The following is a 10,897-nucleotide window of genomic DNA, read 5'->3' as shown; positions in this document are numbered from 1 at the left end:
GAACTGAGGCTGGCTTTTTGAGATTTGCTTATCCTCGCAGATTTGCGTCTCTTTGTACCAGCCATTGTAGCACGTGTGTAGCCCTGGGCATAAGGGCCATGAGGACTTGACGTCATCCCCACCTTCCTCCGATTTCACATCGGCAGTCTCCTTAGAGTGCCCAGCCGAACTGGTAGCAACTAAGGACAAGGGTTGCGCTCGTTACCGGACTTAACCGAACATCTCACGACACGAGCTGACGACAGCCATGCAGCACCTGTCACCGCGCTCCCCGAAGGGCACAAGAGGCATTACCCTCTCTTCGCGGGATGTCAAACCCAGGTAAGGTTCTTCGCGTTGCTTCGAATTAAACCACATGCTCCACCGCTTGTGCGGGCCCCCGTCAATTCCTTTGAGTTTTAACCTTGCGGCCGTAGTCCCCAGGCGGTTCACTTAATGCGTTAGCTGCGTCACCGACCCTCAATTAGGCCGGCAACTAGTGAACATCGTTTACGGCGTGGACTACCAGGGTATCTAATCCTGTTTGCTCCCCACGCTTTCGCGCCTCAGCGTCAGTATTGGTCCAGTTCGTCGCCTTCGCCACTGGTGTTCCTCCAGATCTCTACGGATTTCACCCCTACACCTGGAATTCCACGAACCTCTCCCAAACTCAAGCCATACAGTTTCCAACGCAGTTCCGAGGTTGAGCCCCGGGATTTCACGTCAGACTTGCATGGCCGCCTGCGCGCGCTTTACGCCCAATGATTCCGAATAACGCTTGCACCCTCCGTATTACCGCGGCTGCTGGCACGGAGTTAGCCGGTGCTTCCTTGGGAGGTACCGTCTCTCCCGGGACAAGCCCGGGCACTCTTCCCTCCCGACAGTGCTTTACGACCCGAGAGCCTTCTTCACACACGCGGCGTTGCTGCGTCAGGCTTTCGCCCATTGCGCAAGATTCCCCACTGCTGCCTCCCGTAGGAGTCTGGGCCGTGTCTCAGTCCCAGTGTGGCTGATCGTCCTCTCAGACCAGCTACCCATCTGTGGCTTGGTAGGCCATTACCCCACCAACTACCTAATGGGCCGCGAGCCGATCTTCAGACACCTAAAAGGCTTTGACCTCTGCACCCAAAGGCGCTGTGGTCTTATGCGGTATTAGCCACCCTTTCGAGTGGTTATCCCCCATCTGAAGGTACGTTACTCACGTGTTACTCACCCGTTCGCCGCTGTACTCAGGACCGAAGTCCCTTTCTCGCTCGACTTGCATGTGTTAGGCACGCCGCCAGCGTTCATTCTGAGCCAGGATCAAACTCTCCAGTTTGATTGGTATCTTCACCGACCTCATTGCATCTAAGCAATCGAGGCGTATTCGGTGAACATTATAAGTGCAGGTTGTATCGGTGTTGATTTTATTTAACGAACACTCTCGATTCCATATACGCGGCCCGATACAGCCCTGCCGGACCATGTCTTTACCGCACCACATAAAACCTCGCGCTCGTGATAGATGCGCCTGGCGAGAACCTGTTAGTTTCGCACGCTCACGTCATCTATCTTCAACCCGCCTGCACAGCATAAGCTCTAATTTGACTTTTGCTTGTAAAAACGCTTGCTGTCAGCAGGACACTTAACGCGTCCTGTCTGGATTCCTATGAACTTTTCAAAGAGCGTCGAACTCTCGTTCGACTGAACCTCGCGTTTCGCCTTTTTAACTTTGGCGCCCCGTCGAGGGATGCGGAACTTACGTGCCGCGTTTGCTGCTGTCAAGATGTTTTTTTTCAAACTTTCTCGACGTTGCTCGCTGCGGCCCGTTTTGGCGTCGCGTTGAGCGGAGGGGCGTTTTACTCAGTGCCGACCTCCTCGTCAAGATGTTTTGCATCCTCAACTTCCTTTCGAATCGCGACCGGCGAGGGCCGCTCCCCGAAGGGAGGCGCTTTATGGGGGATCGCGAGAGATGCGTCAAGGACTTTTGCGGAATTAGTTTTCCACAGGAAACCCCTCTCACTTCGCTCCGGGAGTGCCCGTGCCTTCGTAGAAGTGGAGTCAGAGGAGCAATTGACGCCTTATTATATAGAGGGCGCTAACAAAGGCACTCAGGCCCCTGGCTTGACCCCCATTTTTTACGCGTGTTAGAACCCGCTGAGCCTTTTAAACGGCGAGCAATCGAGCGTTCTATACGCCAAATCCTAAGGCCTTGCCGTCCTTTCTCTTATACAAATTTCCCCGCTTCGACGGAGCACCCCATGACTGTTCGCGTTCGCTTCGCGCCCTCCCCCACCGGCTACCTTCATATGGGAGGCGTGCGTACCGGGCTCTTCAACTACCTCTTTGCCAAGAATCAGGGCGGCACCTTTGTGCTTCGTGTCGAAGATACCGACCTTGAGCGCAGCAAGCCGGAGTATACCGAAGTTATTCTGGACGCGATGAGCTGGCTGGGAATGCCGCCGGATGAAGGCCCCTACTACCAGACCAAGCGCTTTGACATCTATCACGAGAAGATCGAAGAACTGCTTGCATCAGGGCATGCCTACAAGTGTTTCAGCACTCCCGAGGAGCTTGAAGCGGACCGAGAGAAAGCTCTCGCCGAGGGCCGCAAGCCGATGTATTCGCGCAAGTGGCGCGATCGTAGCGATTATCCCGAAGGTGAGCCTTTCGTCGTCCGGATCAAAATGCCCCTGGAGGGGACCATCACCATCACTGACATGGTCCAGGGTACGGTGACGGTGGATGTCAAGGAGCTCGACGACTTCATCATCGCGCGTAGCGACGGTTCGCCGACCTACAACTTCGTGGTCGTCGTCGATGATGCGACCATGGACATCAGTCACGTTATTCGTGGCAACGACCATCTCAACAACACCTTCCGCCAGATTCCGGTCTACCGGGCGCTTGGCTACGAGCCGCCTACCTTTGGGCACCTTCCGCTTATCGACGGGCTCAGCAAACGTAAGGGCTCCATGTCGGTACAGGCCTACCGAGAGATGGGCTTTCTCAAGGAAGCGATCGTCAACTACGTCAGTCGTCTGGGCTGGTCTCACGGCGATCAGGAGATCTTCACCATGGAGGAGCTCGAGCAGTACTTCGGCTTCGATCATGTGGGGCGTAGCTCTTCGAGCTTTGACCAGGACAAGTTTCTCTGGGTCAACGCCGAGTGGATGAAGCGTCTTGCTCCGGAGGAACTCGCCAGCCGCTGGCTCCCCTACCTCAAGGAGGCCGGCTACGATGTGGACGTTGATGAGCGTCTCATCGCCATTACAGCGCTGATGCGCGATCGCGCGAACACGATGGTCGCGCTGACCGAGGCGAGCCACTACTTCTTCTCGGATGAGGTGACCTACGATGAGAAGGCGTCCGAGAAGTGGCTCAAACCCGGGGGACTTCCGGGCTTCCGCACCTTGGTGGAGCGCCTTGATGCACTCAGCGATTGGACTCCGCAAACAATTGAAGCCGTCTACAAAGAGGTCATGGCAGAGTTCGAACTCGGGATGGCCAAGGTTGCCCAGCCCACGCGCATCGCGCTGACCGGCGCAACCAACAGCCCTTCGGTCTACGAACTCGTCGCCACCTTCGATCGTGATGTCGCGCTGGCTCGCCTTAAGAAGGGAGTTACCTACTACGAAAGCCGGGTCGGTGATGCCTGACGCAGCGTATCCCCGCCTAACCCGGGCGCGATCTGCGAGGCGCTCCATTCTGAGCGGACTCTTTCTGGTCGTCGGAATGGGGTGCGCAAGTGTGCAGACGCATCCCTCGGAGCCCTTGAGCTGGCGCACGCCGCGGAGTTTTGAGGCGATCCCGGCGGACTCCCAGGCGGTCTTCGAAGCACACGGCCGCCCGGGACGGGCGGCCGTCTTTCGGATCCCCCACGCCTACCCTCCTTCGCTCGCGGGTGAGGCGGTGCGTTTGCACTGGCAGAAGCAGGGCCTGGCCGAAAATGACCATCGTTTTACCTACGAGGTCGATGAGACCGCCGGTGAGATCTGGGTCATCCAGGAGCTCGACTTCGGTCAACAGCGTGTTGCGCTTGTCGTCACGGATCAAGATGCCACCTGGGCCGTCTCACTGGTGGCGTCACGCCACAACGATCCCGATCAGACCATCCGTGAGACCCTGCGGAGTCTGGTTGCAGGACTCTCGCCGACGCCTCAACAGGTGGTCCACATGTCACCCGACATCAGCCTGGGGCAAGCACTTGCTGCTCCGGAGCAAGTCGAGCTCCTTCAGGTCGATGCCTCCGGGAGTCCCAGGCCGGCGACAACGCGAGAACTCAACGCTCCCACCACACTTTTAGAAGGGTTTGCCCTGGCGGAGCCGCTGCCATATGCGCTTTCGCTGAACGACTATCTGCATTCGCTTGCCGGGCGCTATATCACCGCCGATCCGAGCCTGGAGAGGAGCGGTGAAGCGCTCCCCTGTGGCGAGTCCTGTCTCCAAACGCAGCTTCACTCCCGCGCCTGGACGGTCACTCTGGCTGCGAAGCTCGATCAAGGCCAGGGGCGCCACCTTGTCATCTGGCACCCCCGTTGGTTTGCCTCCGCTGAACACCACACCCCACTCAAGCGCTGGGTCGAGGACTTCGCCCTTCGTGGCAATGAAGTCGTGGAGGCGCCTTCACCATGAAGGAACCCGATTTTGCCGAACGGGTCTACTGGCTCGTGACCCAGATCCCCTACGGGCAGGTCGCAACCTATGGCCAGATTGCCACGTACGCCGGGAGCCCTCGCGCCGCACGAGCCGTCGGCACACTGCTGCGTCACTCGCTGGAGAACTATGGCGAGCTCCCCTGGCAACGGGTCCTCAATGCGCAGGGACGCATTTCATTTAAGGGTGATCTCGGGCGCGCCGAGCTGCAGCGAGCCTTGCTCGAAGCAGAAGGCATTTCCTTTCACCAGGGGCAGTGTGACCTGAGACGCGTACGCTGGGCTCCCCGGGAGGTATTCTGGGATGTGGACTGAGTCTTTTCGGCGTCTCCTCACCCCCTTCGGCCAGCTGGTGACGGCGGGCGCGCTACTGGTTCTTGCCTTGATCCTGGCGGGTTCCGGCGTGCGAAGGCCGCCCCCCTTGTCTGCGCCGACCCTTGCGGCACTTGCCGCATCCTCTGCGCCGGTTTTGTTGGTGACCGACCACCAGGCATTCCGCGCGCTTCGTCAGCATCCGGAACTGGCCCACCGCCCGGTGGCTCTGCTTTCGAGCTGGCCTCCGCCCTCCCTGACACTAAGCGGCGCCAACGATCGCACGCGTTTTGAACGTGCTGAGATGACGCCGCTGCACGCCTCCAATGACTGGATTCTCTGGGAACCTACCGAACTTCTCCCCCTCCCCCTCTTTGGTCTGGCATCGGTGCACACCCTTGCCGCCGATGGACAGAAAGAGACATGCCCGCGGGACGATGCCGGGTTTGCCCTTTGCGGGGATGCACGTTGGATGCGCCCGGGCCCGATGGAGGTCGAGGTAGGCGGGCGTTCTTCAGAGTGCATCTGGGCGCATCCGCTCCCCGGGCGCACGCTACGCATCACCTACCCCCAGGTTCAGGCACGCGACGAACGGGGACGAATGCTGACACTGCTGACCGGCCTTCGTGACAGCTCCGTAGGCGGCGGGGTGCCCGTCGACGTAAGTGTCCAGATCGGCGATCAGACGCTCACACATACCCATCGCGATAAGCGCGGCTGGCAAGCCCTGGAGCTCCCCGGAGTTGAGGCTCCGTCGGAACTCACGCTGGAGATCAGCTCAGATAACCCGGGCCGACGCCACTTCTGCTATCAGTTTGAGTATCGCCCATGAATGAGCCCCCTCCGACCGACATCCCCCCCTCGGCCGCGACAAAGATCTGGGCCCCATTGCTGGCGCTCCTTGCCAGCCTGATCTTTGCGCTGACGGGCTACCGAGGCACGTCGGCCGAGGGGCTGGCCTGGATTGAGCGCAGCCACCAGAGTGCCCGCGCCTTGCGTGAAGGCGAATTCGCCTCGTTCTGGAGTCTCGACGACATCTTCGCGGCTGACGTTCTTGGCGCCATCTTGACCGCGGTGGCTCCAGCACAGGGCGCTATCGCGCTGCACTACCTGGGGCTGGTGTGCGGGGTCATCGCCACGCTCTGCGTGGGACTGCTTGCCCGGCGAGCTGCCGGCCCGATCGCCGGCCTGGTCGCGGGGATCGGCCTTCTGGGAGCCATGCCCTGGCTTACCCTCTTCTCGACCCACGATCCGGGCGCCATCGTCGTGACCCTCATTCTTGTCTTCGTAGCGCTGTGGAGCACCGAAACCATGGCGCCCTGGAGGATCGGTGCGGCGGCCTTGATTCTGGCACTGCTGGGCTGGAGTTGGCTCGGCGCTTTTGCGCTCGCCACGGCCCTGGTCGCCACCGAGCTCCTGGGCGACCGCGACGAAGGGGGCGGCTCCATCCTACGCTTAAACCGCTGGCTGATTGTGATCTTTGGGGCGGCCCTCTTCGCCGGCTCCCCGCATTTCTGGCCCGACCCTCAAACCAGCCTCCCGGACTTCTTTCTGGGGCCGCTGCTGGCCGATGCTCCCGACCTGGCGTATCGGGCACAGACCTATCCGCCGGCCCGTCCACCACTCTCGATGGGAATCTTCTGGTGGCTTGACCAAACCTCCCCGGCCGTCTGGCTGCCGCTGCTGGCCGGGCTTCTACTGGCCCGCCCGTGGCGCAACCTCGCCAGCAACGTGGGGCAGCGCACCACGGTGGCACTTCTGCTCTTTGCCTGCCTGCTTCCCTGGCTGGCACGTTCACCAGGGCCCTGGGGCATAAAAATGGGACCTCTGGCCCTGGCTGCCCTGGCCATCCTGGGCGGCACCGGGCTGACCCGCTGGTGGTCCGCCATCCGACGTCCGGAGCGTCGTGCGGGTCTGGATCACACACTGGCACTTCCGGCGATTGCGACGCTTGCCGCGCTGCTGCCGCCCCTGGTGAGCCCGACTTATCTGAGCTTCTCCACGTACTATGAGCTCCCGCTCCCCCTGGTGGGAGCTCCCGCGGCAACCTACGGGCCGGCTAGTGCACCAGTACTGGAAGTCCACTACCTGAGACGAGTTTACGACGAGCTCGACGCCCCCATCGATCCGGCCGCAGCTCGCGATCTAACTGATCTCTACGTACGCATGGGTAAACTCCCGGCAGAGATGTTCGCTCGGGAGGACGACGAGGAGTTTCCCACGCTCATCGAAATTCCGCAGATGGGCGCCGGTCCCACCTGGCGAGCCCTGGGGCCCGGGAGCGCCTGGCAAGCCGGTGTGCTCGCCAGGATTCCCGGAGGAGGCGCCTACGACGTGTTGCTCCCGCCGAAGAGTCCCGCCTCACCCGATCACGCCCTGACGCCTTAAATCGTCGATCGACTCGGTACTCCAACCAAAGTCCTGGAGCACCGCCTCGCTATGCTCGCCACGCCGAGGCGCCGGCGTCGCGTCCCTGGCCAGCGTCTGGGCGCTGAGGGGCGTGCGCGTCTGCTGGACACCGGCCAACATAAAAAAGACCTCCCGAGCCTGATGCATCGCGTCACCGATAAGTTCACCGACGTCACGCACCGGCTCAACACAGCAGTCGACCCGGGCCAGGAGCCGCTCCCAGTGGTTCAGTGACTCCGAGGCCAGCAGGTCGCCGAGCTCCCGGGCGACCTCTTCGCCGGCCTCGCCACCGAGCATGCCCTTCCCACTGAGATGCTCCAGGTGAAGCGCAGCGACCAGCGCCTCCCAGAATTTGGGCTCCAGGGCCGCCACCGCCAGGTGGCGGCCATCGGCCGTCGGATAGAGCCGGTAGCAGGGAAGCCCGCCACTGAGCAGTCCGGCCCCGGGGCGCACCGGATCGCCGGCGGCCTGCATCGCCACAAGCGGTGCCACAAGGCTCAGCGCGCCTTCCGTCATTGAAATATCGAGCCAGGCGCCCTCTTTGCCCCGCTCGCGCCCGTAGAGCGCCGCGGTGATGCCCAGCGCCGCGTAGAGGGCTCCGCCGGCCAGATCGGCAAGCTGGAACCCGGGCACCACCGGCGACTGCCCCGCGGCGGCGTTTTGCCCCAGGAGCCCGGCGCGGGCCAGAAAGTTCAGATCGTGGCCGGCCCGCTCCCGCGCCGGCCCGGTCTGACCGAACCCGGAGATCGAGCAGATGATCAACTCCGGGAAGCTCTCCCGAAGCTCCTGCGGAGCCAGCCCCAGCCGGGCCAACACCCCGGGACGATAACTCTCCACCAGCACGTCGACCTGCCCGAGCATCTGCCGGACCACGGATCTGCCGCGGGAAGACTTCAGATCCAATGCCAGCGAGCGCTTGTTGCGATTGATGCTGGCGTAAAGCGCCCCGACCCCGTCGACCAGCGGTGGGTAGTAGCGAGCGTAGTCGCCGACCTGCGGATCTTCGATCTTGATCACCTCGGCCCCCAGATCCGCCAGCAGAAGTGTGGCAAAGGGACCGGGCAAGAGCCGGCTTAAGTCCAACACCCGCACGCCGCTCAGCGGCCCCGGCTTCTCTGTGGTCTTCTCTTCCATCATCGCCTCCCCTCGCCCACCCGCGCCCGGGTGTGCTCCACCTAAAACACCTAAAACACATAAAAAAAGCGCACACCGACGTGCTGTCGGGTGCGCTTATCAGGCCATCGGCCCTTGAGTCGAGACCGACTCAGCCGATGAAGTTCTGCAGCTTCATCGCCAGGCCCATGTTCCCCTGGATCTTGATCTTGTTCATCATGAAGGCCTGGGGACCCGAGAGGCTCCCTTCCCACATGTCAACAAAGTCGCTGTCTTTCATGGTGATGGAGCAGTCGGCTTCGGCGCTCTCGCCTTCGCTGACGAAGTCCTCATCCTTGGTGAAGTCGAGCGTCCAGGTGCCGCCATCATCGCCGGTGATATTGAAGACGTACACGGCGTTGGTGGACTTGGCCTTATCCGGGCTCTCCTTGAGGTTGGCGGGAAGCACTTCCTGGAAGATCGAGCGGGCAGTCAGATCAGACATCATGGGCTCCTGACGATTCAAGGGGTTAGGTTCGACCGGTACTTAAAGACGCTCCGGGGTGGTCAAAGGCTCCTGAGCGTTTACTCACATCCTTTAGCGGCACTGGTGCTAGCATGCTGCCCGTAGCGCTGCAAGGTGGGAGCTTGCTGGCGCTGGCGAGCGAAGTTTATAACCCGAGAGCGCCCGGGCAAGTCAGGACCGGGCCTCCACGCGCAGCGTAAGGCAAAACGATGGCCGGCAACCCCCATATTCTGGTCGCCTATAAGAAGAGCCGCTACGAGCAGTACGTCCTCGACCAGGGCGATCAGGCGGTGGCCCACCTCATTGATGAGGGCCATGTCAGCGTGGCCCGCCTCCGGGCCTCACATCTGGCGCATCAGCAGAGCCTGGACACCGTTCTCCAGCATCTGAGCGCCCAGGGACTGAGCTTTGAGGCCTGCTATCGCGGGGAAGTTCAGGATGTGAGCCGCTTCGACCTGGTGGTGGCCGCCGGCGGCGATGGCACCGTGCTCGATCTCTCTCACCGGATCGACGATACGCCGATGCTCGCCATCAACAGCGACCCGGCCGCCAGCGTGGGGTACTTCTGTGCCGGGTATGCCTCGGAGTTTGCCCATCTTTTGGAGAAGACGCTGGAAGCCCGGTGGCAGCCCACCCGACTTAGACGCTTCTATGTCTGTCTGGATGGCGAGCGTCGCGGACCGCCGGTGCTCAACGATGTGCTCATCTCCCATGCCAACCCGGCCGCTGTCTCCACCTACCTTCTTAAGGTCGGAAATCACCCTCCGGAGGGCCAGAAATCCAGCGGGATCTGGTTTTCAACACCGGCCGGCTCCACCGCCGCCATTCGCTCCGCCGGCGGCTATGTGCTGCCCTTTCGCAGCAACAACTTTCAGTATCTGGTGCGCGAGCCCTACCCGCCACGTCAGGGGGGCTACCGCTTTTTAAAGGGGATCGTCCCCGTCCAGGAAGCCTTCGAAGTGGTCTCCCGCATGAGAGAGGGACGGATCTTTCTCGACGGACCGCACCTGGCCCTGGAATTCGGCGTCGGGGCCACGCTGACGATCGACGACAACGCCCCCTCGCTGGCGCTCTACGGGCTGGAAGAAGATCGTCGCACGGCGTGAATTAAACAGCCCGCGGGCGCCTGACCCGGCCCTTACAGGAGGGAATCCGTCGAACTTGACAAAAATCTTGTCGACCGATCGCGCTGTGCTACCGTCTCCAGACGTGACCTGTGGCGCCCCCGCGTCACTGTGGCGCAACCCATCGAGACGATCTGGATACACACACGATGAGCCGACGAAGAACTCACAAACAAGAGCGCGGATTTAGCCCTGGCCGCCTCATCCTCGCCACCGGAGTGCTCTCCCTGGTGTTTAGCGCGGGGCTCATTGCGGGCCAGCGAGTCATGCTTGAAGACGCGCTGCCGCCGCTGATTTCGGTGGGACAGCCCGCGCTGGCCTCCACGGGAGTGGTCGCCGAGGTAGCCGCGCAGGACGACGCGAAAGAGAATCGCCGAGACGCGATCTTCTCGTTCTACGAAAGCCTGACCCGCCCCGAGGCTCGCCCCCTGATTGCCCGCAAGCCCGCAGCAGCTCAGGCGGCTCCCCCAAAGGCGGCGCCCGAGGAGGCTGCCCGGCCCCAGGCGGCACCCGACGCTCCGAAGCAAGGCGCAGCCTCGCCAGCTGAGAGCCCGGCCCAACCGGCAGCGCCCGACGCGGCGGAAGCCGCACGTTACACCCTTCAGGTGGCCTCCCATCCGACCATGGAGCGCGCCCGGGCCGAGATGGATCGCCTCAGCGCGCAGGGGCTCTCCCCGCACGTCATCGCAGCGGACATCCCCGGGCAGGGCAAGTTCTACCGGGTACGCATCGGCAAGTTTCCCACCGTAGAGAAGGCCCGAGCGTTTCAGGCCCAGGCCGAACGTACTCACGATGTGCGCACCTTCGTAACGCCGCTCTGA

At 62.0% G+C, this 10,897-nt stretch carries 9 protein-coding genes and 1 other annotated feature (1 of these 10 only partly in view); of the genes, 7 read left to right on the top strand and 2 right to left on the bottom strand.

Features of this window, described 5'->3' with window-relative positions; all coding sequences use genetic code 11:
• Positions 1-1,297: a sequence feature (most likely nonfunctional fraction of RNA operon), on the bottom strand; it reaches 1,315 nt to the left of the window's first position.
• A gap of 922 nt (positions 1,298-2,219) precedes the next feature.
• The 5 genes from gltX (at position 2,220) to DL240_RS12775 (ending at position 7,313) form a co-directional block, all read left to right on the top strand.
• Positions 2,220-3,617 carry a glutamate--tRNA ligase gene (gene gltX / locus DL240_RS12795; RefSeq protein WP_111730292.1) on the top strand — a complete coding sequence of 466 codons (1,398 nt, stop codon included), beginning with the start codon at positions 2,220-2,222 and terminating at the stop codon, positions 3,615-3,617.
• A gap of 91 nt (positions 3,618-3,708) precedes the next feature.
• A complete protein-coding gene (locus DL240_RS12790) occupies positions 3,709-4,593 on the top strand; it encodes a hypothetical protein (protein WP_146618278.1) in 885 nt (294 codons plus the stop codon).
• The gene (locus DL240_RS12785) at positions 4,590-4,928 is read left to right on the top strand and encodes an MGMT family protein (protein WP_111730290.1); all 339 of its coding nucleotides are present in this window, start codon (positions 4,590-4,592) and stop codon (positions 4,926-4,928) included. The genes DL240_RS12790 and DL240_RS12785 overlap by 4 nt, the downstream gene beginning before the upstream one ends.
• Before the next feature lie 160 nt (positions 4,929-5,088).
• A complete protein-coding gene (locus DL240_RS12780) occupies positions 5,089-5,757 on the top strand; it encodes a hypothetical protein (protein WP_146618277.1) in 669 nt (222 codons plus the stop codon).
• On the top strand, positions 5,754-7,313 hold the full coding sequence (locus DL240_RS12775) for a hypothetical protein (RefSeq protein WP_111730288.1): 1,560 nt from the start codon (positions 5,754-5,756) through the stop codon (positions 7,311-7,313). The genes DL240_RS12780 and DL240_RS12775 overlap by 4 nt, the downstream gene beginning before the upstream one ends.
• Here the strand turns inward: DL240_RS12775 and DL240_RS12770 are convergent.
• Both DL240_RS12770 and DL240_RS12765 read right to left on the bottom strand, forming a co-directional pair.
• Positions 7,287-8,468: a CaiB/BaiF CoA transferase family protein gene (locus DL240_RS12770; RefSeq protein WP_111730398.1), complete on the bottom strand. Its 1,182-nt coding sequence runs from the start codon at positions 8,466-8,468 to the stop codon at positions 7,287-7,289. The two genes, DL240_RS12775 and DL240_RS12770, sit on opposite strands and share 27 nt — an antisense overlap.
• Positions 8,469-8,598: 130 nt before the next feature.
• Complete coding sequence (locus DL240_RS12765; protein ID WP_158542547.1) at positions 8,599-8,931, bottom strand: SCP2 sterol-binding domain-containing protein; 333 nt, start codon at positions 8,929-8,931, stop codon at positions 8,599-8,601.
• Between the two features lie 230 nt (positions 8,932-9,161).
• Here DL240_RS12765 and DL240_RS12760 point away from each other — a divergent pair, with 230 nt between their 5' ends.
• A complete protein-coding gene (locus DL240_RS12760; RefSeq protein ID WP_111730286.1) occupies positions 9,162-10,058 on the top strand; it encodes an NAD(+)/NADH kinase in 897 nt (298 codons plus the stop codon).
• Between the two features lie 167 nt (positions 10,059-10,225).
• On the top strand, positions 10,226-10,897 hold the full coding sequence (locus DL240_RS12755; RefSeq protein WP_111730285.1) for an SPOR domain-containing protein: 672 nt from the start codon (positions 10,226-10,228) through the stop codon (positions 10,895-10,897).

The organism is Lujinxingia litoralis, assembly GCF_003260125.1.
Taxonomy (GTDB): domain Bacteria; phylum Myxococcota_A; class Bradymonadia; order Bradymonadales; family Bradymonadaceae; genus Lujinxingia; species Lujinxingia litoralis.
This window is presented reverse-complemented; position numbering and strand designations above follow the sequence as displayed.

Coding starts and splice junctions, on each gene's coding strand:
- gltX (WP_111730292.1), top strand. CDS start 2,220: ATGACTGTTCGCGTTCGCTTCGCGCCCTCCCCCACCGGCTACCTTCAT.
- DL240_RS12785 (WP_111730290.1), top strand. CDS start 4,590: ATGAAGGAACCCGATTTTGCCGAACGGGTCTACTGGCTCGTGACCCAG.
- DL240_RS12775 (WP_111730288.1), top strand. CDS start 5,754: ATGAATGAGCCCCCTCCGACCGACATCCCCCCCTCGGCCGCGACAAAG.
- DL240_RS12770 (WP_111730398.1), bottom strand. CDS start 8,468: ATGGAAGAGAAGACCACAGAGAAGCCGGGGCCGCTGAGCGGCGTGCGG.
- DL240_RS12765 (WP_158542547.1), bottom strand. CDS start 8,931: ATGTCTGATCTGACTGCCCGCTCGATCTTCCAGGAAGTGCTTCCCGCC.
- DL240_RS12760 (WP_111730286.1), top strand. CDS start 9,162: ATGGCCGGCAACCCCCATATTCTGGTCGCCTATAAGAAGAGCCGCTAC.
- DL240_RS12755 (WP_111730285.1), top strand. CDS start 10,226: ATGAGCCGACGAAGAACTCACAAACAAGAGCGCGGATTTAGCCCTGGC.